This window comes from Pseudarthrobacter sp. TE3704 (assembly GCF_056279405.1).
This window is the reverse complement of sequence record NZ_JBWCCJ010000008.1, coordinates 90,206-116,566: the sequence shown is the minus strand read 5'-3', so window position 1 is coordinate 116,566 and position 26,361 is coordinate 90,206. Positions and strand designations below refer to the sequence as shown.

The following is a 26,361-nucleotide window of genomic DNA, read 5'->3' as shown; positions in this document are numbered from 1 at the left end:
CCAGTTGGCCGGGCATTTTTAATCGCGGGACCTGATCCGGGCCGCGGGTGTATCGGCTTCCTATGTCGTCTGCTTAACCTAACTCTGACTATTGCCCACGAACCACCCCGCCACAAGACCTACTGTGGGGTATCTAACACGCGGGGCCGGAATGGCTGCCGGACCCGGGAGGTTGTTCCCAGCATGAAGATTGAGATCTGGTCAGACGTCGCGTGCCCGTGGTGCTACATCGGCAAACGCCGGTTTGAGGCCGCCCTGTCCGCCTTCCCGCACAAGGATGCGGTCGAGGTGGTGTGGCGCAGCTACCAGCTGGACCCGACCCTTCCCGAGCACTACGACGGCACCGAACTGGAGTACCTGAGCACCCGCAAGGGCATGGCTCCGCAGCAGGTTTCCCAGATGTTCGACCACGTCGCGCAGCAGGCAAAGGGCGAAGGCCTGCACTACCGGTTTGATTCTGTGGTGGTGGCCAACAGCTTCACGGCCCACCGCCTGATCCACCTCGCGGCCGCACACGGCAAGCAGGATGCGGCCAAGGAGCGCCTGCTCAGCGACCACTTCGAGCACGGCAAGGACATCGGCAGCCGGGAGTACCTGGCGTCGCTTGGCCGGGACCTCGGCATCGACGCCGAGGAGGTGGACGAGCTGTTCACCACGGACAAGTACGCCGACGACGTCCGCTTCGATTTCGAGGAGGGCCGGTCCCTGGGTATCAGCGGCGTCCCGTTCTTTGTCATCGACCGGAAGTTCGGCCTGTCCGGCGCCCAGCCAACGGAGACGTTCACGGCGGCACTGAACCAGGCCTGGCAGGACGCCAACCCCCTGGTGCTGGTCAACGCCGGCGAGGGTGACGCCTGCGGCCCGGACGGCTGCTCCGTCTAGCAGCCGTTTACTGACACATCGCTGTAAAGTGTCTGTATGCCCCGGATCTCAGCGGCCAGCAATGCCGAGCAGCGCGCGGACACCCAGCGCCGCATCCTTACGGCCTTCGGCGAACTCCTTTTCTCCCACGGCCTGCCCGGCCTGACCATGACGGACGTGGCGCGCCACGCCGGAGTGGGCCGTACCGCGGTGTACAACTACTACGCGGACATCGAAGAGCTGCTGATCGCCTATGCCCTGGAGGAGACTGAGAAGTTCCTGACGGAACTGCGCGACTCCCTCAACCGCCTGGACAACCCGGTGGAACAGCTGGCCCTGTACGTGCGCGCCCAGGTGGTGGACCTCAGCCGCCGCCACCTGCCGCCGGGCCCTGCCATGGGGGCCGTGCTGTCGCCGTCGTCCTTTGCCAAACTCGCGGACCACGTGGGCGAGCTGAGCGTGCTGCTGCAGGGCATCCTGCGCGACGGCATGGAGCAGGGCTACCTGCCGGCGGCGGACATCGGCCAGCAGGCGCAGCTGATCCTTGGAACGCTGTCCTCCAGTGCGGCCAGGGGCAGCGACGAGCCGGAGGAGCTGGAGGCGCGCGTCGCCAGGACGGTGCGGTTCATCCAGTTGGGTGCCGGTGCCAGGTTCGACGACGCCGGCCGCCCCATCCAACTCGCCCCGCTTCCCGCCGTGGCCGGCTAGCGATATTCAGCGTGTGGGCGCAGCGGACGGGTTGACAGGCCGCTTGTCGTCGTCGGCAACGCGGCGGCTTTCCCGGGGGCAGCTGAGCTTGCCGGGTGTCTGGTCCACCAGGTCCGGCGGAGTTAGGGCGGCGTAGTCCTGGGAGAGGATCACGTCCACGCTGCCGTCCGTCCTGCCGTCCTGGAAGTAGTCGGAACCGGGCAGGTTCCGCTGGACGCTGAAGGCCGCAGACTGTCCCGCGGCCCCGGAGATCACAGCCGCCACACCCCGGTAGCCGGCCTCGATGTTGGACACAGCGCCCACCACGAATTTCCGGCCGAGGAACTCGTCCGCCACTGAGCGGGCCAGCCCGGGCCGGCTGGTGGAGTTGTACACATTGAGGTTGATTTGTTCAGGCGGGGTGTAGTCGAAGGTTCCGGCGGGGCAGGTGGAGACGGTCTCCCCTGCCGGTTCAGCCGTGGGGATGGTCAGCTTCCCATTGATGATGGCCAGGGCGGCGATAATGCCTGCGGCGATCAGGCCAATGAGGAGCACCAGGACCACGCCGTGCAGCACCCGGCGGCGCACCCGGACGGCATCGTCCGCGTCCCGGGCGGCCGCTTGGAAGGTGGCGCGCAGTTCCGGGCCGCTTACTACGTGGTGGCCGTGCAGGACGCTCGGGTCCTTCGGCCGTTTCCTAGCCATCGAGCACCAGGACCCGGGCGTGGATCGCGGTGCGCTGGTGCAGGGCGGTCCGGACTGCGCGGTGCAGGCCGTCCTCCAGGTAAAGGGTTCCCTGGTACTGCACCACGTGCGGGAAAAGGTCGCCGAAAAAGGTGGAGTCCTCGGCCAGCAGCGCTTCCAGGTCCAGGGTGCGTTTGGTGGTCACCAGTTCGTCCAGCCGGACCGGCCGCGGCGGCAGCGAAGCCCACTCCTTGGGCGTGCTGTAACCATGGTCGGGGTAAGGGCGGCCCTCGCCCACAGCTTTGAATATCACCATGCCACCCTAGGCATCCTGCCGTCCCAGCGAAAGTGCCAAGCCCGGCAGGCGGCAGGTTGTAGCCAAACGGTGACCATCCGCCACACGGGGGCGGGCTTTTGGCTGTCTGAGCCAGGAGTTTCCGGCCCTGCTGACAGAATGGAGGCATGACAGCATCCGAGTCCCCCACCATTTCCCTGCCCGGTGTCCGCCTGCCGTCCTGCCCGCCGCTGGCGCTCCTGCTCGACGTTGACGGGCCGGTGGCGAGCCCGCTGACCCGGGACGTCAAACCGGAAATCATCGCGGACCTGGTAGCCCTGGCGGCAGCAGGAATTCCGGTGATCTTCAACACCGGCCGCTCCGATGCCTTCATTCGGGAACAGGTCATGGAACCCATGATCGAAGCCGGAATCCCCACCGGCACCATCATCCACGCGGTCTGTGAAAAGGGTGCCGTCTGGTTCAGCTACACCTCTGCCGGGCCGGGCCCCATCCATGTGGACCGGGACCTGGCCGTGCCCGCGGCGTACGGGGACGACATCCGCCGCCTGGTGGCCGAGGACTACTCCTCACACATGTTCTTCGACGAAACCAAACGGGCCATGGTGTCCGTGGAGCAGCACATCGACGTGCCGAATACCGATTACCTGGCCGAACAGAGACTTTTCGACGCCGATGCCATGGAGCTGATGGGCCGCCACGGGCTGGGAGTGGTCCGGCTGGACCACCACGCCCCGGATTCCGACGACGAGGTGGACTACCGCGTGGACCCCACCATCATCTCCACCGACATTGAATCGGTGCGGCTCGGCAAAGACCTTGGAGCCAGCCGGGCGGTGGAGCTCCTCGCGGCCCAGGGCATTACGCCGGAGGCCTGGCGGACGGTGGGTGATTCCCGCACCGACTACGCCATGGCAGACTGGCTGCACCACAACGACCATGACGTGAAGCATGTGGATGTCCGCCCTGCAGACGGCGTCCCGGACAAGCCGTATGATGTCCTCACTGCAGCGGATCTGGGACTCGAGGCAACGATCATCCACGACGACGCCGGGGGCGCCTTCCTGCGCAGCTGGCGGGAGGCGCTGGGCGCCTAAGCCCTGCCGGCACCGGGCCGGACGCACCGGCCGAAACATGCCGTTTCCCCCGCGCGGCTATCATGCAGGTAGGAAGGCTTACTTTGACCAGCACGGAGACAACCATTACAGAAGCACCGGTTCAGGACGAGGTTTACTACGGGGGCCAGGCGTCCGTAGAAGAACAATTTCATTCAGAGGTAACGTCAGCAGCTGCTGTACAGCGCTTCAGGCTCCGCCCGGACGTCATCCGGCACAAGGGCCGCTATGCCGTCATCAATGACAACAGGACCCCCTACCAGGCCATGGTGGAGGACCTGCTGTTCCTGCGCAATGTGCTGGCGAATGCGGGCCTGGCGTACCTCCTGGTCCGGGGCAACAATGACCGCCCTGTGATCGCCTTGGACTGGAAGAACCGCAAGAAGCTCCGGGCGGCCCTGGTGGAGGCGTGCCGGGACGAGCCCTTCTACTCCATGACGGTGGATGCGAAGAAAAAAACCTCGGTACTGGTTGCGGACGGCGAGCTTTCGTCCAACCGGCAGGCGCGGATCTTCCGCCTTTACCGGCCGCGGGTGGAGCCGGTGGGCGGCTTCGAATTCGGCGCCTCAGCCGGTGTGCAGATCGAACTGTGGTCCTTCGAAGGGGAGGAACTGATCCTTCCCATCGAGAACTCCCTGACCCGCAGGACCCTGCTGCGGCAGGACGCTGTCCGCGGCACGGTGGAACGCTACGGCCATACCTGGCCAACCATCGAGAACATGTTCGCCGACCATGCGAGCGACATCAGTTTCGACATCGACCTGGTCTTCTCCTGGGTGGATGGAAGCTCCCCCGAGTACATTGCCGCCCGCCGCGCCCAGCAGAAGGACGTGGTGCTGGGTGAGGGCGACGACCACGAAGCCCGCTTCCGGCAGATCAACGAATTGAAGTACGCGCTGCGGTCCGTCTACATGTTCGCGCCGTGGATCCGCCGCATCTTCATCGCCACGGACTCCCCCGCTCCCGCTTGGCTGGCAGACCATCCTTCGGTGACCATCGTGCGCAGCGAGGAGTTCTTTGCCGATCCCTCTGTGCTGCCCACCCACAACTCGCAGGCCGTGGAGTGCCAGCTGCACCACATTGAAGGCCTCTCGGAGCACTTCCTGTACTCCAATGACGACATGTTCTTTGGCCGCCCGGTCAGCCCGGACCTGTTCTTCACTCCGGGCGGGATCACGAAATTCATTGAGGCGGAGACCAGGATCGGCCTTGGGGAGAACGCTGCAGAGCGCAGCGGGTTCGAGAACGCCGCCCGGGTGAACCGCAAGCTGCTGTGGAACCGGTTCGGCCGGATCACCACCCGCCACCTGGAGCACTGCGCTGCACCGCTGCGCCGGAGCCTGGTGCGCAAAATGGAGCAGGAGTTCCCCGAGGAATTCCGCAAAACGGCTGCCAGCCGGTTCCGTGCCGCGGACAACATCTCGGTCACCAACTCGTTCTACCACTACTACGCGCTGCTCACCGGACGCGCGGTCACTCAGACCGCGGCGAAAGTACGCTACGTGGATACCACCATGCGGACGGGGCTCAACTATCTTCCGAAGCTGCTGTCCAAGCGGAACGTGGACTTCTTCTGCCTGAACGACGGCAGTTTCCCGGAAGTGAGCGCCGACGAGCGGGCCGCGCTGGTCACCGACTTCCTGGAAAAGTACTTCCCCATCAAGGCTCCCTGGGAAAAGTAGACGGTATAAGGCAGAGCCTTAACAGTGCGCCAACGCTGAAGGCCTGTCCCCGCGGGGACAGGCCTTCAGCGTTAGGCATTCTAGCGGCCGGAGGACGCACCGACCCGGGGGCTGCTTGGCTGTTTGGCGGTCTCGGGGATCCGGATCCCAGCGGCGGCCAGGCGCCGCTCTGTCTCCTCCGGGGCCACGTACTCGCCCACCGTCGTCGAACTGCCCAGTGGGACCACCGAGTGGACGATCGTGTGCTCGTAGACGTGCACCAGGTTGAAGGCCTGTCCGCTGTCCTGCCCTCGGGTTCCGCCCACCGGCACGTTCAGGTCCTGCGTGTAGCAGGTGGCCGACGCCACCGAGACGGGAATCCCGGCGAACGTCGCCGTGGTGGAGTAGTGGAGGTGGCCCGCCAGGATGGTGCGGACGTCGGAATTCCGGACCACTGCCGCAAGGGACGACTGATCCCGCAGTTCGACCAGCACCGAGAGGTCCAGGACGGACGGGACGGGTGGATGGTGAAGGGCCAGGATGGTTCCGTCCGGCGCAGGTGTATCCAACTCCTGGCCCAGCCACTCAAGCTGTTCCTCGCTGAGTTCGCCGTGGTGGTAGCCGGGCACGGAGGTGTCCAGGGTAATAACCCGGAGCCCGTTGATGAAGTAGCTGTTGTCCACGGGGGCGTCATTGCCGGGCTGGTCCAGCAAACCCGCGCGGAAGTTGGCCCGGTTGTCATGGTTGCCCATGGCCCAGATGACCTCCGCCCCCAGGTCCTCACAGGCAGGTTCCACGATGGCGCGAAGCTTCGCATACGCCTCGGGATGGCCCTTGTCAGCGAGATCGCCGGTGAAGATCACGGCCTCCGGCTTCGTCCCGGACGCTTTGACTTCTTCGAAGAGCTGGATGAGGCGCGCTTCGCTGTCAACAACGCCGTACAGGGGGTCCGGACCTCCCAACAGGTGGGGATCGCTCAGGTGGAGTAGGAAGTGGCGTGGCCGGGGATGCTCGGCCTCGATGTGCTCCATTGCTACCTCTGTGGTCGGTGGGAAACGGCGCTTCCCTGGTACCCTTCAGTAATATTTATCCAATCAGACATTTGGCAAACTTTGGGCAAATCGCCGTAGCCGATGTGGAAAAAGATAGAAGAACTGCGCTTTTGCAGACGGGATTCGGGAAAGCGCCGGTTTTTCAGCCGAGAGCCCTTTCGATGGCGTCGATGACCTCCGCCGAGTCGGGCTCCACAGTGGGCGCGAAGCGGTCCACTACCTGCCCGTCGCGGCTGACCAGGAACTTTTCGAAGTTCCATTTCACCAGCCCGGGCAGCAGTCCTCTCTTGAACTTGGTGAGCTCGGCGTAGAGCGGATGCTGGTCCTTGCCCCGCACATCGGACTTGACCGTCAACGGGAAGCTGACGCCGAAGTTGCGCTGGCAGAACTCAGCGATCTCGCTGTCACTTCCGGGCTCCTGCCCCGCGAACTGGTTGCAGGGCACACCCAGGATCTCGAAGCCGCGGTCGCGGAATTTTCCGTAGAGCGTCTCCAGCCCGGTGTACTGCGGGGTGAAGCCGCAGTTGGAGGCCACATTGACCACCATCACCACTTTGCCCCTGAATCTGCCGAAGTCGGTTTCGGTTCCGTCATTCAGGGTCAGCGGGACCGGGTACAGCTGTGCCAATGGTTGCGTCCTCAGGAAGTTGTCCACACGGGTAATTCGTTGCCAACCACTCAAGGTACTGTTCCGGGCTGAGAGTTTCCTGGGCAATTCTCCTGGCCTCGGCGTCCGGCACCGGGGGTTGCCCCTCCGGCGCCCCGGCGTCGGCGACTGTCCCGGCCGGGCAGGTTTCCGGCGCCGCCGGTTCCCCTGGGGTTCCCGGCGTGACCGATGGCTGTGTGGCCAGAGGTTCCGGTGAGGGCGACGGCGTCGGCTGGGTCGTGGAAGGTGTCGGCGTCGGCTCAGTCGGGGTTGGAGTAGGACTAGGCGTCGGTTGAGTCGGGGTAGGTGTCGGCGACTGCCCGGTCGACGACGGTGACGGCTCAGGCGGGGTAGGTGACGGCGATGGCGACGGCTCAGTCGGGGTAGGTGACGGCGCGGTCGGCGACGAAGTCGGCTCAGTTGGGGTAGGTGACCCGGTCGGCGACGGTGACGGTTCAGTCGGGGTAGGCGACGGCGACGGCGACGGCTCAGTCGGGGTAGGTGACGGCCCGGTCGGTGAAGCAGTCGGCTCGGTCGGGGTAGGTGACGGCGACGGCCCGGTCGGCGACGGCGACGGCGAAGGGGACGGCGTCGGCGAAAGCGCCGCTGCCGGAGCCGGTGCGGCAATCGAGGGCGGCGGTGCTGGAGGTGCAGTCGGCGATGCCGAAGCCGTCGGCGTCGGCGTCTTTGCCCCGATACCCCGAAGCAGCGGCACAACGCCGTGCTTGTCCGGGATGGTCCAACTGGTTGGGGTCTCAGACGGCGAGCCGGCACCTGGCGCATAGGACGTTTGCGCAGGTCCGGACCCACCGAGGGCGCGGAGCGGAATCAGGCCCCACTTGAGGGGGCTGGTATGCGTGCCGTCCAGGATGGTCTCAAAGTGCAGATGACATCCGGTAGACCAGCCGGTGCTGCCGACGCGGGCGATGACCTGTCCTACGTGCACCGTGTCCCCGCTGCGGACCGCGACGGACTCTAGGTGGTTGTACGTGGTGATCAGGCCGTTGCCATGGTCAATTTCAACGCGGTTGCCACCGCCCCAAGGGTGCCACCCCGCGGCACGGACCACGCCGGAGTCAGCAGCGTAAACCCGCGTTCCGCAGGGGGCCGCGTAGTCCTGGCCCAGGTGGAAGTCTCCCGGTTCACCCGTCAGCGGGCTCACACGGAAGCCGTAGGGCGAGCTGGCGTTCAACAGCTCGAGGGGTGCCATCAGGAAGCCGGCCGGCGGCCTGCCAATCCCGTTCAGCCCAACTGACGCTGTTAAAGCCCATTCCGGACGGGAACTGCTGACGAGCGTCCGCGGAAAGGACACAGCAATGTGGGAGTCCGTGAGTATGGCGGGAGCCAGGGCGCCGGGCTTCGGGTTAAACGAAGATGGAAGGCCAACATCATAAGAGGGCCACTGCGGTCCGGCGCCTGAGGCCACCGCGTTGCCCGAGACACCGCCTGCCTGGGTGCTGGACGGCTCGAGCACCTGGGATTCCTGGGGACCGCCGGACACATTCAGTGCGCCGATGGATACCGCCAGCGCGCCGGTTACTGCCAGCGCCCGCGCTGCGGCAACACCGCGACGCCTGGCGCGCCTGTTCTTGGCCATTCCTGAATGCTTGCCCAATTTAACCCCAAAAATTTGGCCACCCGCACTCTGTCTTGACGGGTAAGTTCCATCTGAACATATGGGCGTAACCATGGGAAAACCCTTGGGCCAAAGTTTGTGGATATTTGGGGGACGCAACTGCCTGCGCACCGGCCTATGGGACAGGGGCATGGGCGACAATGGGCTATGCGCAGTTTCCTCCGGAAATGGCAGGACGAACTCAAGAAAACCTTTACGGGCAAGGCCGATGCGCCGCCGGACTGGGCGTTGCGGCTGGAAGAAGGGGATGACCCTGGCTACCACCTGCCCGGCTCTGCGGTCTGGGCCGTGCACGGTTCAATGTCCCCCATCGTGGCGGGAATCCGGACGCTGCTGATGCAGTCGCTCCATCCAGGCGCCCTGGCCGGAGTCCACGAACACTCGAATTTCCGCGAAGACCCGTTGGGCCGGCTGGCCAACACCATCCGCTGGATCTTCACCGTCACGTACGGCTCGAAAGAGGCGGCTGAGGAGGCCTCACGCATGGTCCGCCGGCTGCACGAGCCGGTCCAAGGAAATTACAGCGACAATCAGGGTGCGGTTCGCAGCTACAGCGCCAATGACCCCGAACTTGCCAGCTGGATCCACATTGCCTTTACGGACGCTTTCCTGACAGCCCACAAAATTTGGGGCGGTGCCATTCCCGGCGGACCGGACGCGTACGTCAGGGAGTGGGCGCAGGCGGGCAGGCTGATGGGCGTGCCCCAACCGCCGCTCACCGAGGCGGAGATGCGCGGGCAGCTGGACCGCTGGTATGAAAACGGTGACTTGCGCGTGGACGGGCGCGTGGCGGAGACCGTGGAGTTCATCCGCAACGCGCCCTTGCATCCCATGCTTCGGCCCGGCTACCGGATCCTTTTCGCGGGAGCCGTGTACAGCCTGGAGCCAAGGTACCGGCAGATGCTTGGGCTGGATGTTCCACGGTTGGGCCCGTTCCCGCTGCCGGTGAAGTTGGCCACAAAAGCCGTTCTCGGCGTCGTCCGCCTTGCCCTTGGCCCACGGGGACCCAGCGAACTGGCCGCCCGCGCCCGGCTGCGGCGCCTGGGCGTTCTTGTGGGAGACGAGGGATAGCCCTGCCCCAGGAACCGTGTAGTGATTTCCAGGATCCGGCAGCGGCTGTAAATGCAAGAACCCGGCCCCAACCATGTGGGACCGGGTTCTTAACCGGCGGAGAATGGGGGATTTGAACCCCCGAGGGCGTTAACCCAACACGCGTTCCAGGCGTGCGCCATAGGCCGCTAGGCGAATTCTCCAGCTGCTTCTGAATCAAAAGCAGATACTAGAGTACCTGATGTTTCGCGCATCGCCCAATCGGCCGTTTGCGCGCCGTTTTCGACTCCACGGGGCCAGGTTTCGCCGGGGGCCTTACTGCGGCTTAACGCCGAAATGGACGCCCCCAACGCGCCCATTCCATTGGCACACCGTTGAGCTGCCGGGTCCGGCCCCGTTCAGCCAGGCCACACAGCTCACAATCTGGAGATTGCCCCAATCGGTGTACATACCCATGATCGTGCGTGGCGAAGGGATTGGCAATGGAAATCAGTGGAATCCACTGAAGCGTCGGGCACGATTGAAGCATGACGGAGCTGCACGCCCTGGTGGCCTACACCCCTGCTACCCACACGGACCTGGTCCTGAAGGCCATCGGTGACGCAGGGGCAGGCAGGATTGGCAACTACTCCCACTGTTCCTTCGTCTCACCCGGCACGGGCTCCTTCACTCCACGGGATGGCGCCGACCCGTTTGTTGGGCAGGTGGGCAGGAACGAAAAGGTAGCGGAGGACCGGATTGAGTGCGTGGTCGAGGAGCCGCTTCTGGCCGGCGTCGTTGCCGCTTTGCGCGCCGCCCATCCTTACGAGGAGCCGGCTTTCATGAGCTGGCAGGTGCAGGGCTGGCGCTAACGGACAGCCGATTCGAGTCGGACCGGATGTTCGGGTAAAGTATCTGACGGCCCCTCATGTGGCGTCATCCTGTTGAACTCCCCCAGGACCGGAAGGTAGCAAGGGTAGGCGGGCTCTGGCGGGTGCATGGGGGGTCTTTACTATTCCCCCACAGGGCGGCAGGATGTCAGCCCGGATTGGTAGGGTTTTCTCTGTGACAGTTACTACCGCCCTCTACCGCAGATACCGTCCCGACTCGTTCGCAGACGTCATCGGGCAGGAGCACGTCACCGGGCCGCTGATGACGGCTTTGCGGAAAAACCGCGTCAACCACGCCTACCTCTTTTCCGGTCCCAGGGGCTGCGGTAAAACCACGTCGGCCCGCATCCTGGCACGCTGCCTGAACTGCGCCCAGGGCCCTACAGATACCCCTTGCGGCACCTGCCCGAGCTGCGTTGAGCTTGCCCGCGGCGGCTCCGGCTCCCTGGACGTTATCGAGATCGATGCCGCCAGCCACGGTGGCGTGGACGATGCCCGGGACCTCCGCGAGCGGGCCACTTACGCGCCGGTGCGGGACCGCTACAAGATCTTCATTATTGACGAGGCCCACATGGTCACCTCGGCCGGCTTCAACGCCCTGCTGAAGATCGTGGAAGAACCACCGGAACACATCAAGTTCATTTTCGCCACCACGGAACCGGACAAGGTGATCGGGACCATCCGCTCCCGCACCCACCACTACCCGTTCCGGCTGGTGCCGCCGGAGCCCCTGATGGCCTACCTTGAGCTTCTGTGCAACCAGGAGAACGTTCCTGTTGCCCCCGGCGTCCTGTCGCTAGTGATCCGCGCCGGCGGCGGCTCCGTCCGTGACTCGCTCTCGGTCCTGGACCAGTTGATGGCGGGCGCGGGGCCGAACGGCCTGGACTACGAACTTGCCGTGGCGCTGCTCGGATACACGCACGCTTCGCTCCTCGATGACGTCGTTGAGGCGGTGGCTGCTTCTGATGCCGCCACCGTTTTCCGGGCGGTGGACCGGGTCATTCAAACAGGCCATGACCCCCGCCGCTTTGTCGAGGACCTGCTGGAGCGGTTCCGCGACCTGATCATCGTCCAGGCGATGCCGGAAAGCGCCCAGACCATCCTTCGGGGAATGCCCGCGGACCAGATCGCCAGGCTTCAAAACCAGGCCCATAACCTGGGTGCCGCCGAGTTGTCGCGGGCGGCTGATGTCACCAACACGGCGCTGACCGAGATGACCGGTGCCACGTCCCCGCGGCTGCACCTCGAGCTGCTGTGCGCCCGCATCCTGCTGCCCAGCTCGGAGCAGAACGAGCGCGGCATGGCCGCAAGGATTGACCGGGTGGAACGGCGCCTCAACTACGCGGGGAACGACGTCGGTGCTCCCGCCGGCATGGGTGCGGCCGGCGCCGGAGCTGCTGCTCCGGTTACCGCTGCCCCCGCTCCCCAGCCGGCACGCGGAACTGCAGCCTCCCCCTCAGCCGCTCCGCACGTGCCGGCACACGATGGTCAGGCCGCTCACGCCGAGCCCGCTTCTCCTGCCGGAGTGCGCCCGGTTCATCCGGAATCCGCAGGGGTGCCTGCGGCCTCGCCACGGGTGGATTCGCGCCAACCTGTGACGCCGAAACCAGCAGCCGCTGAAGCCGGCCAGGGCGTTCCCGCCCCTGGCGGCAGTGCATCGTCGGATGCCCCCGCCCGGACACCCCTGACGGCTCCCCGGGTGAGCACCAATGACTGGCCCGTGGACGAAACCTCCGCTGTCCGCCCGTCACCTGTCCGCCCATCATCTGACGGCCCGGCACCTGCACGCCCGGCCCCAGAACGTTCCGTTCCTGCGGCGGTTGCTCCCCCGGCTCCTGCCGCCGGAGTAGAACGTGCCGCCAACGGTCCCGTCGCCGCCCGCCCTGCCGCCGCTGGCGCCCCCGGAGGTCCAGCCAACGGCCCCGGCAACGCGCATACCACCAGCCCCGCCCCGGCGGCTGCCCCCGCAGCAATGGGGGACGTCGAGGTTCTGCGCCGCGCCTGGCCGGATGTCCTGCAGACCCTGTCCAAGATCAAGCGCAGCACGTGGGCCCTCGTGGAACCCAACGCGCAGGTGAGCGCCTTCGACGGCGCGGTTCTCACCCTTTCGTTCACGACGTCCGGACTGGCGGGGGCCTTCGGCCGTGCCGACCATTCGGACAACCTGCGCCAGGCGATCCACAAGACGGTGGGCATCGACTGCCAGATCAACGGGGTGGCCGGCGGCGGCGTGCAAGCGAGCTCTGAGCCAAACCCAAAAGCGCCAGCCAGCCATTCAGCCCCGGCCACGTCAGCTGACGTCGCTTGGGGCTTGGTGCCCGCGCCAGCCACATCCGTGCCGGCGCCGAAATCTTCCAGTTCCCCCGCAGGCGCGGCCACACCGGCGCCAACACCTACGGTGTCCGGGCACACTCCCAACGTCGAAAGGCGCAGCGAAGGGCCCGGCCCTGACGGCAACCGCCAAGGTAGTGCATCCGGCAGCAGCGCGGTGTCAGGCATCGGAGGCGCAGGTATTGAAGGAGCAGAACCAGCTACGAGCCCCGCGCCTGCCCACCCCGAGGGCGCCAACCCTGCCCGCCCGTCCCAGGAAACAAGTGGGCGTCCGGCCGCAGGTACACCCTCCCGGCCCCAGGCTCTGGCCGCCGCATCAACCGGAACCAATTCTTACCCCCCACTGGCGGGGGACTACTCGTACTCGGATGACGACTGGGGCGCGCCCCGCGACGAAGACGCTCCACCGCTGGATGAGGAACCCCCTTTGGATTGGGTGCCGTCTTCCAACCGAGGGGTAAGCAGCCCCACTCCAGCCATGCCCGCACCGGCTCCCCGCAGCTCCGGAAGCCAGGACACGCAGGACAGGCAGGACCCAACCGCCGCGCCCGGAGATGCAGCGGCGCACCGTCCCGCCGCTGCCGATGCTGCCCACGATCCTTGGGCCCGTGCCATCGAACAGGCGCCGGGAGTGTGGGTTGTCGGGAACGAGAGCAACGTGGGCAGGACGCCTTCCCCCGCCACTTCCGGCACGGGGGCCGGGCAGGAAGCAGCGCCCCGTTACGAACCCGCCACAGCCCAGGTGCCGCCGTCCATCCCTGTCACCACGTCCGGGCTGCCCGCGGAACCGGACTGGGGTCTTGCCTCAGCCCCTGCCTCTCCCCTTGAGGATCGGGCACAGCCGGTGGCACCCGGACAATCTTTCCCAGGGCAGGCAACCCCGGTACAGGCGTCCCTCGGTTCGGCCTCCCCAGCGCCGTCTTCCCCGGTCCCGGCCACGCCCGAACCTGAGCGGGTTCGTGCCCCGGAGTACGCCATGGCGTCGGCTGCGCCCGCTGCCATTCCCGTCACGGCCGCTCCGCCCCGACCAGCCCCTTCCGGTTCACCTGTCACCGCGCCCTCCAGGGCAAGCGCGCCTTCTTCGGTCGCAACCCCTGCGGCCGGCGGCGGGGAAACCCGGCAAAGCCTTTACCAGCGGCTGTCCAATAGCCCTGAAGCCGAGGCTGGCCGTGCCAAGGCACCTGCGCGGGCGGTCGCGGCTGCCGCCAGCTATGTCCAGGACATCCCCAGCGCTGACGACGAGACCATCGAGGAGTCCGGTGTGTTCGGGCGCGCGGCGGTGGAGCGTATTCTGGGCGGAAAGCTGATTGAGGAGCGCTCCGCCGACGGAAGCCCGCTCCCGCCCCGGTACTGACGGTTACAGGCCGGCCATTGAACCGGCCGGCCTTGCTCCGGATGCCTTTGCTTTACCCGCTGTCCACACCAAGCTAAAGAGGAAAACGTGTACGAAGGTGCTGTCCAGGAGCTGATAGACGAGCTCGGACGCCTTCCGGGCGTGGGGCCCAAATCCGCACAGCGGCTGGCGTTCCACATCCTTGAAGCAGACCCCCAGGATATGAAACGGCTGGTGGACGCGATCACCACGGTCAAGGACCGGGTCAAATTCTGCACGGTCTGCGGCAACGTCACCGAGCAGGAGCTTTGCAACATCTGCCGTGACCCCCGCCGCGACCCCGCCGTCATCTGTGTGGTGGAGGAATCCAAGGATGTCCTGGCCGTAGAGCGTACGCGCTCGTTCCGCGGCCGGTACCACGTTTTGGGTGGAGCCATCAATCCGATCGCCGGCATTGGCCCCGAGCAGCTGCGAATCCGGGAATTGTTAACACGGCTCAATGACGGTGCCATCCAGGAGGTCATCATCGCCACCGATCCCAACCTTGAGGGCGAGGCGACGGCGACGTACCTGGCACGTATGCTCAAGACCATTGGCATCGCGGTCACCCGGCTCGCGTCAGGCCTCCCGGTAGGCGGAGACCTGGAGTACGCGGACGAAGTCACCCTGGGGCGCGCCTTCGAAGGCCGGCGGAACGCACTGACCTGACCGCCCCACCCCTGCGGGCGCCGGCAGGTAACCCGGCTGCGTGCAGGGGCGTACTTGCTGCGGAGTTCTGCCAGCCACGCAGCATGCACCCACTAGGCGGACCGGCGACGGCGGTCCGCTGCCGCGTGTGCACCTACCAGCAGCGCACCTGCCACTGCTGCCTGCAGGAGAAGCCCTACCGCGCCCAGCGGCATCCGCTGGGCATCCCTGCTCCGCGGTTCACCATTGACGCACAGCACCTGGGTTCCGTCTGCCGCTTCCTGGAATGCCGCTGACAGGGACCTGATGAGTCCGGCGCCGGTGCCGGCGTCTCCGGCCAACATCACAAACAGAACGCTGGGACTGGCAGCGGGGAGCCACATAACCCGCTCCGTCCGGTACACCTCCGCTATCCCCACCGAAACGGCTGAGCACTCGTAGGCGACGGCGGATCCATCCGGCGCCCGTTCGATGTTCAGAGCAACTGTGACCGGTTCCTCTGTCCGGACGGCGGGCACCAGGAAAGCAGCCGCTGCAACACTTCCTGCCACCAGGAACAATGCCAGAGCCCACCCGGCAACACGCGTCCGGCCAGCACGCCACCCCAGCGCGGCAACAGCCACCCCCATGCCTCCGAAGAGCGCGCCTTCAACCACTGCGACACCGGCCGAAATGGCCGCCGCAGTCCCGGGTTCACCGGCGGCCGCCGCTTCCAGCAGCAGGGTGGCGAGGATGAGCACCGCGAAGACCAGCCCACGCAACGCTGCAGTCAGCACGGCAGAAAAGATCCTGCGCTCCGGATCCCCGACAGCGGGCGGCGGCCCGGAACACGTCATGCCCCAGTGCATTGCCACCAAAGCGGCCGTAGCCGGCAACAGCGACGAAGCCATCACGTACGCAGCGACCGGTGCGGGCACCCACTCCGTGGAATCTCCGGCCGTTCCCGGCAGGAGCACCAAGGCGGCAACAACGGCCCACGTGGCGCAGAGGCCAGCCACGGCAACTGCCCAGAACCGAAGTGTCCGGACGGTTCCCAGCACGTCGGCCACGGCCGCCCGCCCGGCCGCACCAAAGCCAGCCGCGACGAAACGCCGGGCACCGCGGCCCGGCCGCCCGTCGTCGCCGTCGTCGTTGTCTTTGTCGTACGGCAGCGGCGGAAAGGCGCCGGGCCCGATCGGCTCGAAATAGGGATCGGCCATCGAATCAACGGATGACTTCGGGTCGTCGGCCACGGGGAGCCCACCTTTCCCTGGTCAGGCCCCAGCCCCGGCTGAAACCGGCAGGCACCCCGGCCGCACGAACTACATCACGTCCCATCGTGGTCCCCCGCCGCGGGCCTGTCCAGAGCTGCAGGCTCAGGCGATGCGCGTACCCCGGGCAAGGCGGCGGGCAGGCGTCCGGAGGGCACGCCAGCCCAGCCACATCAAGAGCCCTGCCAGCACCAGCTGAAGGCCGAGGCCGAGGGGCCACAGCGGTGTCTTTTGCCCCAGGTAGGCTGGCTGCACGATCCCGTTCGCACACGGGACGGTACCCTCCGGCCCCGCCATGGCCTGGCGCGCTGCCTGGCTGATGCCTTCAATCGCCCCCACGGACGGGAAACCCTGCTGGTTGGTGCGGTCCCGGTACGGAATCGCGTCCGCCACCACCACGAAGGGATTCATTCCCAGCGTCCACGCCACGCGCTCGGTGTGGAGTGCCGGCTGCTGGCGGAGGGGGCCGGAACAGGTGTACGTCGGTTCAAAAGGGCCCGACTGCAGCGGCGCATATTCGCGATACTGGGCGTTGTTGGCCATTACCGTTCCCTGTGTCAGCCCCGTGCCGAGGCCGAAGGAAATCAATGTTCCGAAAACCAGGCCGGCCACCGCAAGGTAGGTCACCACGATCGAAAACAGCGGCCGGCCGGCGAGCGCCGAAATGCCGACGCCCAGGGCGCACACGACGCCCACTTCCACGGCAAGCATCAGCAGTGACACCAGCACGTGGCCCGGGGTCAGCCCGCCAAGCGCCACGCCGATGACCAGGAACGGCGTGCTGGCAACGAGGAAGCCCAACGCCGCCAGCCAGGCGGCGAAGAACTTTCCCCACAGGATCTGGCCGGGTTCCAGCAGGGTTACCTGAAGGATGGCCAGTGTCCCGCCGGCCCGGTCGCCGTTCACCGCGTTGGCTGACAAGGCGGGCGCCACCAACAGGGCGAACAACAGGACGAAGGCCAGGACCACTTCGAAAATCATGGAGCCCGGCCCGCTGGACTCCGGCGGCATGCCGAATGCCCGCTGGGCGGCCTGCGAAGCGTTCCAGCTGGCCCACGTCAGCCACGTGACCAGCCCCGTCAGCAGGAACCAGATGGCCAGCATGATGTACCAGCCGCGCGACCGCAGCCGCTGTTTCAGTTCCAAAGCCACCACATGGCCGATGCCGGCCAGGTAGGCCCCTGCTACGCCTGAGCGGGAGGTGTCCTCCCGGTTGCCTGTCAGCTGGCTCATTGCCGCTCCCCCTCGAGGTTCATGTACGTCTCTTCCAGGGCTCCGGCAGCTGGAGCGAAGGAAGTAATTCCGACGCCGGCGAGCACCAGGTCGCGCAGGAGCCTCTCCGCGTCCCTTTCGCTGGGGAGGGTGAGGCTCACGCCCGGGCGGCGCCCCTCCTCAGCGCGGAACACCAGGCCAAGCTCCGTGAGTGTGGCGGCAAGCGCGGAGGTGTCCGATGCCGTAATGGCGTACCGCCGGCCACCGGCGGCGGCCTCCTCGGTGGTCTGCTGCCGGACGGTACGCCCCTTGTTCACAAACACGGCGACGTCAGCGATTTCATCAAGTTCGCTCAGGACGTGGGAGGACACCACCACTGCTTTGCCCTCAGCCGCAAGCTGCCGCAGCATGATCCGAAGCTCCACCCGCGAGCCCGGGTCCAGCCCCGACGCCGGCTCGTCAAGGAGCAGGACGGAGGGATCATGGATCAATGCACGGGCCAGGCTGAGCCGTTGCTGCTGTCCCCGGGACAGGACACGGGCGGGCTGGTCGGCGAGGTCGGCCAGCCGGACGCGTTGCAGCATCTCTGCAACCCTCTGCCCTATGCCGGCAGCGGGAAGCCGGTAGAAGCGGGCCATCTGGGTGAGGATCTCGCGAGCGGTCAGTGACTCCCAGACGCCCAGGGTGTCAGGCATCCAGCCGAGCCTGCTGCGGACCTCGGCCCGGTTCCGGCTTGGGTCAAGCCCGCCGACGCTGATGCTTCCCTCATCCGGTGCCAGCAGCGATGCCAGCATCAGCAGGAGTGTTGTCTTGCCTGCGCCGTTCGGCCCTATCAGGGCCGTGACTTTGCCGGCCGGGGCATGGAAGTCCATATGCTCGACGGCGTGCACCGCGCCGAAGCTGCGGCTGACCGCCCTGGCCGTAATACCGCCGTCGGGCGCCGGCCCGTCCGGTTCTTCCGATGTTTCCGACATCATTGCCATGTTCCACGCACCTGTCCCCCACAGTTTTATGCATCCGATCACTTGAGCGTACGCCCGCCGCCCTTCCCCGGCCCTCCTCCTGCGGGCGGAGATTCGGTCACAATTCAACGCCGCGTTGCGGGCAGCGATAAACTGTCGGAGGAAGTCGCGCCGTCCTGGCGTCAGGCTGCCTGACCTCCAGAACTCCAATTGATCCAGTGAAGGTACGCGCATGAGTACGCCCACTACCGAAGTGCACAACACAACGCAGCCCCAGGTGCTGCCCACCGGCCGTGCGGTGACCAAACAGCTCATCGTGCAGAAGTTCGGCGGATCCTCGGTGGCGGACGCCGACGGCATTAAGCGCGTTGCCAAGCGCGTGGTGGACGCCCAGGAGGCCGGCAACGAGGTAGTGGTTGTGGTGTCCGCCATGGGTGACACCACGGACGAGCTCCTGGACCTCGCCGCGCAGGTGACCGATTCCGCCCCCGCCCGTGAAATGGACATGCTGCTGTCCGCCGGCGAGCGCATCTCCATGGCGCTGCTGGCCATGGCCATCAACAAGCTCGGCGCCTCCGCCCAGTCCTTCACCGGTTCCCAGGCCGGCATGATCACTGACGGCATCCATGGCAAGGCCCGTATTATCGACGTCGATCCGCACCGGATCCGCACCGCGCTCGATAAGGGGAACATCGCCATCGTTGCCGGGTTCCAGGGCATGAGCCGGGCCACCAACGAAATCACCACCCTGGGGCGCGGCGGTTCAGATACCACCGCCGTGGCGCTTGCCGCCGCACTGGAAGCCGACGTCTGCGAGATCTACACCGACGTGGACGGCATCTACACGGCCGACCCCCGCGTTGTCCCCTCGGCACAGAAGATCGACACCATCTCCAGCGAGGAAATGCTCGAACTCGCAGCCTCCGGCGCCAAGATCCTGCACCTCCGGTGCGTCGAGTATGCCCGCAGGTTCGGCGTGCCGCTGCACGTCCGTTCATCATTCAGCCAGCATGAAGGCACCTGGGTCATTCCCAGCGCCGAAGACAAGATCACCACTCAAGAGGGAGTTGCCTTGGAGCAGCCAATCATCTCCGGCGTTGCACACGACCGTTCCGAAGCCAAGGTCACGGTGGTGGGCGTTCCGGACATCCCCGGCAAGGCAGCCGCAATCTTCCAGGTCATCGCCGACGCCCACTCCAACATCGACATGATCGTGCAGAACGTGTCCACGCACGGCACCGGGCGGACCGACATTTCGTTCACGCTGCCCATCATCGAGGGCGCCGACGCCCTCGCCGCCCTGCACGCAGCGCAGGACCAGATCGGTTTCGAGAGCATTGAATACAACGAGCAGATCGGCAAGCTTTCCCTGATCGGCGCCGGCATGCGCTCCCACCCCGGCGTTTCGGCGACATTCTTCAAGGCCCTGTCCGGCGCCGGCATCAACATCAACATGATCTCCACCTCCGAGATCCGCATCTCCGTGGTTACCCATGCTGACCTCCTCGACGAGGCAGTCCGCGTGATCCACAAGGCGTTTGAGCTGGACAGCGACAACGTAGCAACCGTTTACGGCGGCACGGGCCGCTAAGCCTGCCCACGCAAAAGCCGGGCCGCCTTCCAGACTTTCGGAGAGCGGCCCGGCTTTTTGTGGGCTGATGGATCCGCAGCCGGTGGCTCAGGCCTCCCGGTCCAGGTCTTCGCGGCGCACGGCGTAGTGGTGTCCGGTCGAGTCGGTTTCCACCACGAAGTGCGAGAGATCCTCCTCCGAGGCCTGCTCGAATTCGTCATGCTTGTGCACTACGGGCGTATCGGTGTCCAGCCGGGTGGCAGGCCCAAAAAAGAAGCGGAGCCTGTCTGTCGCGCTCATGAACCCGCTGAGTACATGTGGCATTGTTTTCCACCCCCTTCCCGGTATGCCGGGGCAAAGAGTTTTCTGGCATTTTCGGGTGCCAGTGCCCTTATTTTACGCCGCAGCCCGGGAAAAGGCTCCGCCGGGCGGGGTGCAGGCAGGCCACAGGCACCCGGTCAGCGCAGGGACTTGTCGTCGGGGTTCCTGGGAACAACGTAGGTGCTGCCGTCCGGCCGCGTGATGGTCTCCCATTGCTGGCTCTCGGCTTCCCGCTGTGCGAGCAGCCGCCGGTTCTCCTCGGTCATGTCGTGAACCAGGGAGGATCGGTTGGCTGGACCGAAGATGGCCCGCAGCTTGCCGGTGGCCCGCATGAACCGCTGCGAGGCGTTGCCTTGATACTCCGAGTTGCCCTTGCCCATGTCCGGCCCCTTTCCCATATTTCCTACCAAGAGTGTACGCTAATAATTAGTGCACTAACAATTGGAGGACGCCTTGAAGACCGCGGCAACGGCAGACACCGGACAGGACGACGACCTGCTCCTGGAGCATCAACTGTGCTTCGCCCTCACCGTCGCGGCACGGAGCGTTGTCGGGGCATACAAGCCCGTGCTGGAGAAACTCAACCTGACGCACCCGCAGTACCTCGTGATGCTGTCCCTTTGGGAAACCAGCCCCCGGACCGTGCGGAACATCAGCGAAGCGCTGGCGCAGGAACCGGCCACCATTTCACCGCTGCTCCGCCGGCTCGAGGCGGCCGGCCTCATTACGCGCGGCCGGGCAGACGGGAACGAGCGGGCGCTCGCCGTCGAACTGACCCCAAAAGGAGCAGCCCTGCGGCAGCAGGCCCTGCAGGTTCCCGGGACCATGATGGAACGGCTCGGGCTGACGCGGCAGCAGGTCGCCGAATTGCATGCGTCCATGATGGGCCTCATCGCCGCCACGGCCGAAGGCCGTCCCTAGAGGCGCGGGGGCAGGCAGGGGCGCAGGGGCTCCGGCGCGGCCCGGAACAGGCTCAGCACAGCAGCTAGAATTGAAGGATGAAAGAGGCATCGGGCCATGCATAAAATGCGGTTGCGCCTGGCAGCCCTGGCAATTGCCGCGCTTCTGATGCCGGCTTGCACCCCTACCCCGGACGGCGGATCACCGTCCCCATCGGCGACTCCTTCCTCCCCATCGGCAACGGCCTCCGGGACTTCCGCACCTTCACCCTCACCGGACGCTGAAACCTCGGTTCCGGCGCCGGCTCCAGCCCCTTCGCTGCCGCCCGCTGCGGGCCCGGGCCAAGGCAATGCCGAACTGGCCATCACTGTCATCCCTGCCGAAGGCGAGCCCGAGGTAAGCCATACGCTGGTGTGCGAGGCGGGTGTCCCTGCCGCCGAAAGCAGCCACCCCGACGCCGCGGCGGCGTGCGCAGCCCTGAAGGAAAACGCCGCCCTGTTGAACCCGCCAACTCCCGGCACCGCCCAGGCCTGCACCGAACAGTACGGCGGGCCGCAAAAAGCCACGGTCACCGGCGTGGTGGACGGGGTGCCCGTGGACACGGAGTTCGCCCGTACCAACGGCTGCGAAATCAGCGCATGGGATGGCGCGAAGGATGTTCTTGGTACCGCCGGTGGAGCAGCTTAGGCTCCTGGCGGCGGACGAGTGGCGGGCGCGGGAAGAAGCCCACCAGCAGCGCGTCGGCCGTTACGCTGATCCCTACCTGGCGCGCAGGTCCGCCGGGCAGAAACATCCCGTCGAGGACTTCCTCTTCACCTATTACACGCAAAAACCCGGCCAGTTGCGCCGCTGGCACCCCGGGGCAGGGGCTGTCCTTCCGGGAGAGGAAGCGGCCGTCCGCAGCGGCTGGAAACACTACCGGATGCTCGACGACGGCGAGCTTGCCTCCCTGGGGCTGCCGGCGGGAAGCGCCGCGGTCACCGTTGACCGGAGCGCCTTCCTTGCCGACCGAAGGGACGCGGTGGCTTTTGCCGGCATCATCCTGCGGGGTACAGCGGCACGGCCGGCACAGTTCGGCTGCTTCGGCCTGCACGAATGGGCCATGGTCTACCACCAGGACAGGTTCGACCTGCGCCACGAGTACCTCCAGTTGCGTCTGGGACCGGCGGGCACGGACAAGGTGGTGGAGGACAACCGGATCCGCTGCACGCACTTTGACGCGTTCCGCTTCTATACCCCTGATGCCACTCCCCTGAACGAGTTTGCACCCACCCGCGAAACCCAGCGGCAACTGGAGCAGCCGGGCTGCCTGCACGCCAACATGGACCTGTACAAGTGGGCGTACAAGCTGCTGCCCGTGCTTCCCAGCGAAATGGTGATGGACTGTTTCGAGTTGTCCTGGCGGATCCGCGCCATGGACATGCAGGCCTCCCCCTATGACCTGGCCGAATGGGGATACCCCGCCATCCCGATCGAGACGCCGCAGGGCAAGGCGGCCTACGTTGAGTACCAGCGGTCCTTTGCAGCGGAGGCGGCAGTACTGCGGGAGCGGCTTGCCCTGGCGCTGGCGGCCGTATCGGCAGGCGTTCAATGATCGATCTCATCATCAGGCTGCGGGAGGACCCCGCCGCCGTCGAATACGAATTCCGGCTGAAGGCCACTGACGGGACGCCGTCTGCGGACTCAACGGTGCCGGACCCGGCCGCTGCCCTCGCGGCCGTGGAGCGGTTCGGCGAGCAAATTTTCTTCCCGACGCCGGGACCGCCCAGGCTCTGCACCCAGCAGTATGGCGGGCCGCAGGTAGCCGTGGTCAGTGGAACTTTCCATGGGCGCCGTGTCGAAGCCGTATTCAGCAGGACAGACGGCTGCGAGATTTCGCGCTGGAACACCATGGCGCCGCTGCTTGGTGGCGGCACCGCCACCTAAGCATCTAAACCGGCCACGGAAATGACAAAGGTCCCGGACGGTGTTGCCGTCCGGGACCCTATGCCTGGTGCGCTGTAATTGTCAGGCTGCCGGTACCGCCTGCGCGAGGGCCAGGGGCGGAGCCGAGGCCGGGGCGGCGGAGGCCGCTGGACCCACCTGAACGTTTACCCAGGTCCGGATGCCGTTCCCGCCCAGGCTCAGGCGCGAGAGATAGGACCCTTCGGACAGGCCCGACCAGGACACCGTGGCCGAGGTGGCCGTGCCGTTCGGAGCGACAATGGGGTTTGGCTCCACCGTGAGGTTGCCGGCATCACCGGCAAACGTCACGGCCTGGACCGCCGCGCTCGCCTCCCCGTTGTCCGGGGTGGAGTACAGGTTGGCCACGACGTAGTACGTGCCCGCCCGCGGTGCCTCAAGTTCCAGGAACTCGCTGGCAGAGGCGGTGGCCACCTGGGTTGCCGTCAGTCCACCCGAGGCGTTCGGCGCGTATACCACCATGTCCCAGTCGACGTCGTCGGATTGGGCCTGGACGCCCAGGCGGGCAAAGGACGATCCCGCCGGAACATTCACCTGCATCAGGGCATTGTGCGCATCGTTGGTGGGCGCATACGCGCCGGGGGTCTTGGTGATGGCGGTCTGGCTCAGTGGGGCAAGCCCCTCAACGCCGACTGCAATCGGGGCGTCTGAGCCGGACACGAGCTCCATGGTGCCGCTGCCGCTGCCGGTGGCGGAGCTGAAGGAGAAGGAGGGAGCAATCTGTGCATCAACAGGCCGGATGGCGATAGGCGAGGTCACCGTGCGGGGACCCTTCCAGGCCAGGGTTCCGGTGCCGAACTTGCCGACGGCGGCACTGACGTTGCGGATGGTCAGTGTTACTTCGCGGCTCTGGCCTGCCTTGGAGAAGTTCAGTGACTGGGGTTCCACCTGGACGCTGAAGCCCGGCATGGTGACTTCCGCGCGGTACATGCCCGGGACCAGCGCCGTCAGCTGCCGCTTGACCTGGACTTCCCCCACAAGGCTGCCCAGCGCGATGGACGGCAGGTTGAGGTCGCGGGCGGCGATGGTGCCTGCCTGTGGTACCCCGGTGTCCACTCCTTGCCCGTTCAGGAAGCCCAGCCAGTCCTTGATGCCAGAGTTGTAGACCAGCCCGGGGTCAAGGACCCGGGTGGAATCAATGTGGCCGGCACCGCCCTGGAAGGGATCGGTGTTGGCGGAGCCGTCCGCGTTGACCAGCGGGTAGGCCGTGGTCATCATCGCGGACTTCACCATGGCGGGGCTCCACGCAGGCTGCCTGCTGAGGACCAGGGCACCAAAACCTGCAATGTGGGGTGCGGCCATGGACGTGCCGGACATGAACCCGAACTGTTCCCCGTGGTTTCCAATGGTGGAGACGCCGGCCAAAACATTGACTCCGGGTGCTGCGATGTCGGGCTTGAGCAGGTCACCGCCGGATGCCAGGGAGGGGCCGCGGGAGGAGAATCCGGCGATCTGCGGGACGGCGGCCGGCGGTTCACCGGTCAGGTCGCCCTTGACCAGGCTGACCGTCAGGGCGGGGTTAGCCTCCAGCTTGGACTTCAGTTCCAGGCTCTTCGGGGCGTTGACGTGCACGGTGGGGAGGACATGGTTGTCCGCGTCCTCGGAGCTGCTGGTGAGGTTCACCAGGATCATGCCCACGCCGCCCTTGGCCTGGACTTCCTGGCTCTTGGCCGTCCGGTCCACCACCCCGCGGTCGCACACCACCACTTTGCCGGCTACCTTGGCCGGGTCGAGGCTGCCGGGGCCGCAGAGGTTGGGGTTCGCAGCTCCCGCCGCGGCTGCCGCTGCAGCGACCACCACCTGTTTGTCCGCAACTTCCGTTTTCATGATTGACGCACCGCGGTACAGCGAGCCGTCGGAGACCTTCACGGTACCGAGCAGCTCGCTCGGGAAAGTGGACGCGGCAACGGTGGTCAGCCAGGGCGAGGCGTGGTTGACCGTGGAGGCGGCGGGACCGGAGTTGCCGGCGGAGGCGGAGACAAACACACCGGCCGCGGCAGCGTTCAGGAAGGCCAGTGCCACGGGATCGGTGGTGCTGTTGTTATTGCCCGATATCGAGTAGTTCAGGACATCCACGCCGTCCTTGATGGCGGCTTCCACTGCCTCTACCGAAGCGGAGGAGTAGCAGCCACCGGTGTCCGGGCTGGTGTCTTCCCAGCACACCTTGTAGACCGACACCTTCGCGGCGGGAGCAACGCCCGAGCTCCTGCCGAAGCCGGCACCGTCGATCACCTGGTCGACGTTCGCGTTCCCGGCGGCCGTCGTGGCGGTGTGGGTTCCGTGGCTTCCGACGTCGACGGGTGAAATGAGTTCCTGCGGTGCGCGGTTTTCAGGGGCCACGTACTGCAGGAAGGAGTCCGCGAAGTAGCGCGCACCGATAACTTTCGAGTTGCACAGTGAACCGTCGAAGGCCGCGCCGCTCCCTTCGCCCTTCTGGCATTCCCCGGTAAACGTGGTGCCGTCGGCCTTGAGCATGGCAATCTTGCCGTCAGCCGTGCGGTAGGGAACGCCCACCTGCGCTTGGCCCTGAAGCGGCTGCACCGGTTCACCCTGGAGGAAGGGGTTGTCCGGTGCGTAGCCGGAGTCGATGACGCCCACCACCACGCCTTTACCCGCGTTTGCTTCCCCGCCGAACTGCTTTGCCCAGACGCCGTCGGGGCCCGTGAGCTTGAGGAAGTCCGTGGTGGTGTAGTCGGGGGCGTTTTCCACATCCGGCGCCACCGCCAGGACGCGGTTGTCCTTTGACAGGGCGGAAGCCTGGGCCGCGGTCAGCTCGGCGCTGAAACCGTTGAGGGCCGCCGTGTACTGCCTGGCTGGCGTGACGCCCTGGGCTGCCGCTACGTCCCGCTGCTGCTTGCGGAGGTGCGCGTCGTACGCGTTGTAGTTCGAGCTGCCGGCGTCCAGCTTCCTGCCCTTCTGGGGTTTGGTTGCGGCCAGTCCGGGCGTTTCCCCCTCGTACGCTGCTGCCGCCGCCCCGGCCAGCACCACGATGTAGCGGCCGTCGTTGAACTGCGGTGCCCCGGACTGTGTTGTTGCTGATTGCCGGTCCTGGCTGGCCGGCACCGCGGTGGCGGGACTTATGGCCATCGACGTCAGGAGAAGCGGCAGGCCGACGGCGAGCGACGCCGCCTTCCGGAATCCCCCGCCCCTGACGGGGCTCTTTCCAGTTGATCTCACGTGCAACCCTTTCACGATGTACCGGCCCAGCTATGGTTGCGGGCCCGAAACGACAGGCCTGGCATATTGGTTTACAGGTCTTGTAATCAATGAGACAAGC

The 26,361-nt window shown here is 66.2% G+C and carries 24 protein-coding genes, 1 tRNA gene, 1 other RNA gene and 1 pseudogene; 14 read left to right on the top strand and 13 right to left on the bottom strand.

The window, feature by feature from the left end; translation table 11 throughout:
• Window positions 1-183: 183 nt before the first annotated feature.
• Complete coding sequence (locus tag ACZ9BC_RS19415; RefSeq protein WP_476247357.1) at window positions 184-882, top strand: DsbA family oxidoreductase; 699 nt, start codon at window positions 184-186, stop codon at window positions 880-882.
• Window positions 883-918: 36 nt separating this feature from the next.
• Window positions 919-1,569: a TetR/AcrR family transcriptional regulator gene (locus ACZ9BC_RS19410; protein ID WP_476247356.1), complete on the top strand. Its 651-nt coding sequence runs from the start codon at window positions 919-921 to the stop codon at window positions 1,567-1,569.
• A 6-nt stretch (window positions 1,570-1,575) separates the two neighbouring features.
• Here ACZ9BC_RS19410 and ACZ9BC_RS19405 read toward each other — a convergent pair whose 3' ends face one another.
• Together ACZ9BC_RS19405 and ACZ9BC_RS19400 are read right to left on the bottom strand one after the other, a co-directional pair.
• Window positions 1,576-2,253 (bottom strand): LytR C-terminal domain-containing protein, encoded by a 678-nt coding sequence (locus tag ACZ9BC_RS19405; RefSeq protein ID WP_476247355.1) that lies wholly within the window; start codon window positions 2,251-2,253, stop codon window positions 1,576-1,578.
• Entirely contained in the window at window positions 2,246-2,545 is a 300-nt protein-coding gene (locus ACZ9BC_RS19400; RefSeq protein WP_009358464.1) for a type II toxin-antitoxin system VapB family antitoxin, read from the bottom strand. Before ACZ9BC_RS19400 ends, ACZ9BC_RS19405 begins: the two co-directional genes overlap by 8 nt.
• A gap of 149 nt (window positions 2,546-2,694) precedes the next feature.
• Between ACZ9BC_RS19400 and ACZ9BC_RS19395 the strand changes: the two genes are divergently transcribed.
• Both ACZ9BC_RS19395 and ACZ9BC_RS19390 read left to right on the top strand, forming a co-directional pair.
• Window positions 2,695-3,624: a Cof-type HAD-IIB family hydrolase gene (locus tag ACZ9BC_RS19395; RefSeq protein WP_476247354.1), complete on the top strand. Its 930-nt coding sequence runs from the start codon at window positions 2,695-2,697 to the stop codon at window positions 3,622-3,624.
• 62 nt (window positions 3,625-3,686) lie between these two features.
• Complete coding sequence (locus ACZ9BC_RS19390) at window positions 3,687-5,324, top strand: stealth family protein (RefSeq protein WP_079598139.1); 1,638 nt, start codon at window positions 3,687-3,689, stop codon at window positions 5,322-5,324.
• 80 nt (window positions 5,325-5,404) lie between these two features.
• On the opposite strand, the gene ACZ9BC_RS19385 is transcribed toward ACZ9BC_RS19390, so the two are convergent.
• From ACZ9BC_RS19385 to ACZ9BC_RS19370, 4 genes and pseudogenes are all read right to left on the bottom strand, one after another.
• Window positions 5,405-6,334, bottom strand: a complete 930-nt coding sequence (locus ACZ9BC_RS19385) for a phosphodiesterase (RefSeq protein ID WP_476247353.1) — start codon at window positions 6,332-6,334, stop codon at window positions 5,405-5,407.
• Window positions 6,335-6,497: 163 nt separating this feature from the next.
• Window positions 6,498-6,983, bottom strand: coding sequence for a glutathione peroxidase (locus ACZ9BC_RS19380; RefSeq protein WP_476247352.1), 486 nt, complete (start codon window positions 6,981-6,983; stop codon window positions 6,498-6,500).
• Window positions 6,984-7,489: 506 nt separating this feature from the next.
• Window positions 7,490-7,744, bottom strand: coding sequence for a hypothetical protein (locus ACZ9BC_RS19375; RefSeq protein ID WP_476247462.1), 255 nt, complete (start codon window positions 7,742-7,744; stop codon window positions 7,490-7,492).
• A 161-nt stretch (window positions 7,745-7,905) separates the two neighbouring features.
• A pseudogene (locus tag ACZ9BC_RS19370) lies at window positions 7,906-8,211 on the bottom strand (M23 family metallopeptidase); the annotation flags it as partial.
• Window positions 8,212-8,784: 573 nt separating this feature from the next.
• Here ACZ9BC_RS19370 and ACZ9BC_RS19365 point away from each other — a divergent pair.
• Window positions 8,785-9,708: an oxygenase MpaB family protein gene (locus tag ACZ9BC_RS19365; RefSeq protein WP_476247351.1), complete on the top strand. Its 924-nt coding sequence runs from the start codon at window positions 8,785-8,787 to the stop codon at window positions 9,706-9,708.
• A 97-nt stretch (window positions 9,709-9,805) separates the two neighbouring features.
• Here ACZ9BC_RS19365 and ACZ9BC_RS19360 read toward each other — a convergent pair.
• Window positions 9,806-9,890 (bottom strand) — tRNA-Ser (locus ACZ9BC_RS19360).
• Between the two features lie 324 nt (window positions 9,891-10,214).
• Between ACZ9BC_RS19360 and ACZ9BC_RS19355 the strand changes: the two genes are divergently transcribed.
• From ACZ9BC_RS19355 to recR, 4 genes are all read left to right on the top strand, one after another.
• Window positions 10,215-10,538 (top strand): hypothetical protein, encoded by a 324-nt coding sequence (locus ACZ9BC_RS19355; RefSeq protein ID WP_476247350.1) that lies wholly within the window; start codon window positions 10,215-10,217, stop codon window positions 10,536-10,538.
• A gap of 45 nt (window positions 10,539-10,583) precedes the next feature.
• An RNA gene (gene ffs, locus ACZ9BC_RS19350) (signal recognition particle sRNA small type) lies at window positions 10,584-10,680 on the top strand.
• A gap of 21 nt (window positions 10,681-10,701) precedes the next feature.
• Window positions 10,702-14,241, top strand: a complete 3,540-nt coding sequence (locus ACZ9BC_RS19345; protein ID WP_476247349.1) for a DNA polymerase III subunit gamma and tau — start codon at window positions 10,702-10,704, stop codon at window positions 14,239-14,241.
• An 87-nt stretch (window positions 14,242-14,328) separates the two neighbouring features.
• A complete protein-coding gene (gene recR, locus ACZ9BC_RS19340; protein WP_079598146.1) occupies window positions 14,329-14,928 on the top strand; it encodes a recombination mediator RecR in 600 nt (199 codons plus the stop codon).
• A 92-nt stretch (window positions 14,929-15,020) separates the two neighbouring features.
• Here recR and ACZ9BC_RS19335 read toward each other — a convergent pair whose 3' ends face one another.
• The 3 genes from ACZ9BC_RS19335 to ACZ9BC_RS19325 form a co-directional block, all read right to left on the bottom strand.
• Complete coding sequence (locus ACZ9BC_RS19335) at window positions 15,021-16,139, bottom strand: hypothetical protein (RefSeq protein WP_476247348.1); 1,119 nt, start codon at window positions 16,137-16,139, stop codon at window positions 15,021-15,023.
• A gap of 123 nt (window positions 16,140-16,262) precedes the next feature.
• Entirely contained in the window at window positions 16,263-17,390 is a 1,128-nt protein-coding gene (locus ACZ9BC_RS19330) for an ABC transporter permease (protein ID WP_476247347.1), read from the bottom strand.
• Window positions 17,387-18,343 (bottom strand): ABC transporter ATP-binding protein, encoded by a 957-nt coding sequence (locus ACZ9BC_RS19325; RefSeq protein ID WP_476247455.1) that lies wholly within the window; start codon window positions 18,341-18,343, stop codon window positions 17,387-17,389. Before ACZ9BC_RS19325 ends, ACZ9BC_RS19330 begins: the two co-directional genes overlap by 4 nt.
• A 220-nt stretch (window positions 18,344-18,563) precedes the next feature.
• On the opposite strand from ACZ9BC_RS19325, the gene ACZ9BC_RS19320 reads away from it, so the two are divergent.
• The gene (locus ACZ9BC_RS19320) at window positions 18,564-19,922 is read left to right on the top strand and encodes an aspartate kinase (protein ID WP_476247346.1); all 1,359 of its coding nucleotides are present in this window, start codon (window positions 18,564-18,566) and stop codon (window positions 19,920-19,922) included.
• A gap of 87 nt (window positions 19,923-20,009) precedes the next feature.
• On the opposite strand, the gene ACZ9BC_RS19315 is transcribed toward ACZ9BC_RS19320, so the two are convergent.
• Window positions 20,010-20,225, bottom strand: a complete 216-nt coding sequence (locus ACZ9BC_RS19315) for a hypothetical protein (protein WP_079598148.1) — start codon at window positions 20,223-20,225, stop codon at window positions 20,010-20,012.
• Between the two features lie 134 nt (window positions 20,226-20,359).
• Window positions 20,360-20,620 (bottom strand): hypothetical protein, encoded by a 261-nt coding sequence (locus ACZ9BC_RS19310; RefSeq protein ID WP_476247345.1) that lies wholly within the window; start codon window positions 20,618-20,620, stop codon window positions 20,360-20,362.
• A 55-nt stretch (window positions 20,621-20,675) separates the two neighbouring features.
• Between ACZ9BC_RS19310 and ACZ9BC_RS19305 the strand changes: the two genes are divergently transcribed.
• The 4 genes from ACZ9BC_RS19305 to ACZ9BC_RS19290 all read left to right on the top strand — a co-directional run bounded on the left by ACZ9BC_RS19305 (window position 20,676) and on the right by ACZ9BC_RS19290 (window position 23,048).
• Window positions 20,676-21,143, top strand: coding sequence for a MarR family winged helix-turn-helix transcriptional regulator (locus ACZ9BC_RS19305; protein WP_476247344.1), 468 nt, complete (start codon window positions 20,676-20,678; stop codon window positions 21,141-21,143).
• A 96-nt stretch (window positions 21,144-21,239) separates the two neighbouring features.
• On the top strand, window positions 21,240-21,809 hold the full coding sequence (locus ACZ9BC_RS19300) for an SSI family serine proteinase inhibitor (RefSeq protein WP_476247343.1): 570 nt from the start codon (window positions 21,240-21,242) through the stop codon (window positions 21,807-21,809).
• On the top strand, window positions 21,778-22,716 hold the full coding sequence (locus ACZ9BC_RS19295; protein ID WP_476247342.1) for a 3-methyladenine DNA glycosylase: 939 nt from the start codon (window positions 21,778-21,780) through the stop codon (window positions 22,714-22,716). The genes ACZ9BC_RS19300 and ACZ9BC_RS19295 overlap by 32 nt, the downstream gene beginning before the upstream one ends.
• The gene (locus ACZ9BC_RS19290) at window positions 22,713-23,048 is read left to right on the top strand and encodes a subtilase-type protease inhibitor (protein WP_476247341.1); all 336 of its coding nucleotides are present in this window, start codon (window positions 22,713-22,715) and stop codon (window positions 23,046-23,048) included. Before ACZ9BC_RS19295 ends, ACZ9BC_RS19290 begins: the two co-directional genes overlap by 4 nt.
• Before the next feature lie 81 nt (window positions 23,049-23,129).
• Here the strand turns inward: ACZ9BC_RS19290 and ACZ9BC_RS19285 are convergent, their stop codons facing one another.
• A complete protein-coding gene (locus ACZ9BC_RS19285; protein ID WP_476247340.1) occupies window positions 23,130-26,261 on the bottom strand; it encodes a S8 family serine peptidase in 3,132 nt (1,043 codons plus the stop codon).
• Window positions 26,262-26,361: the final 100 nt, after the last annotated feature.

What these genes read in the sequence shown, in the direction of transcription:
- ACZ9BC_RS19415 (WP_476247357.1), top strand. Translation starts at nt 184, where the DNA reads ATGAAGATTGAGATCTGGTCAGACGTCGCGTGCCCGTGGTGCTACATC.
- ACZ9BC_RS19410 (WP_476247356.1), top strand. Translation starts at nt 919, where the DNA reads ATGCCCCGGATCTCAGCGGCCAGCAATGCCGAGCAGCGCGCGGACACC.
- ACZ9BC_RS19405 (WP_476247355.1), bottom strand. Translation starts at nt 2,253, where the DNA reads ATGGCTAGGAAACGGCCGAAGGACCCGAGCGTCCTGCACGGCCACCAC.
- ACZ9BC_RS19395 (WP_476247354.1), top strand. Translation starts at nt 2,695, where the DNA reads ATGACAGCATCCGAGTCCCCCACCATTTCCCTGCCCGGTGTCCGCCTG.
- ACZ9BC_RS19390 (WP_079598139.1), top strand. Translation starts at nt 3,687, where the DNA reads ATGCAGGTAGGAAGGCTTACTTTGACCAGCACGGAGACAACCATTACA.
- ACZ9BC_RS19385 (WP_476247353.1), bottom strand. Translation starts at nt 6,334, where the DNA reads ATGGAGCACATCGAGGCCGAGCATCCCCGGCCACGCCACTTCCTACTC.
- ACZ9BC_RS19365 (WP_476247351.1), top strand. Translation starts at nt 8,785, where the DNA reads ATGCGCAGTTTCCTCCGGAAATGGCAGGACGAACTCAAGAAAACCTTT.
- ACZ9BC_RS19355 (WP_476247350.1), top strand. Translation starts at nt 10,215, where the DNA reads ATGACGGAGCTGCACGCCCTGGTGGCCTACACCCCTGCTACCCACACG.
- ACZ9BC_RS19345 (WP_476247349.1), top strand. Translation starts at nt 10,702, where the DNA reads ATGTCAGCCCGGATTGGTAGGGTTTTCTCTGTGACAGTTACTACCGCC.
- ACZ9BC_RS19330 (WP_476247347.1), bottom strand. Translation starts at nt 17,390, where the DNA reads ATGAGCCAGCTGACAGGCAACCGGGAGGACACCTCCCGCTCAGGCGTA.
- ACZ9BC_RS19325 (WP_476247455.1), bottom strand. Translation starts at nt 18,343, where the DNA reads ATGTCGGAAACATCGGAAGAACCGGACGGGCCGGCGCCCGACGGCGGT.
- ACZ9BC_RS19320 (WP_476247346.1), top strand. Translation starts at nt 18,564, where the DNA reads ATGAGTACGCCCACTACCGAAGTGCACAACACAACGCAGCCCCAGGTG.
- ACZ9BC_RS19315 (WP_079598148.1), bottom strand. Translation starts at nt 20,225, where the DNA reads ATGCCACATGTACTCAGCGGGTTCATGAGCGCGACAGACAGGCTCCGC.
- ACZ9BC_RS19310 (WP_476247345.1), bottom strand. Translation starts at nt 20,620, where the DNA reads ATGGGAAAGGGGCCGGACATGGGCAAGGGCAACTCGGAGTATCAAGGC.
- ACZ9BC_RS19300 (WP_476247343.1), top strand. Translation starts at nt 21,240, where the DNA reads ATGCATAAAATGCGGTTGCGCCTGGCAGCCCTGGCAATTGCCGCGCTT.
- ACZ9BC_RS19295 (WP_476247342.1), top strand. Translation starts at nt 21,778, where the DNA reads ATGTTCTTGGTACCGCCGGTGGAGCAGCTTAGGCTCCTGGCGGCGGAC.
- ACZ9BC_RS19290 (WP_476247341.1), top strand. Translation starts at nt 22,713, where the DNA reads ATGATCGATCTCATCATCAGGCTGCGGGAGGACCCCGCCGCCGTCGAA.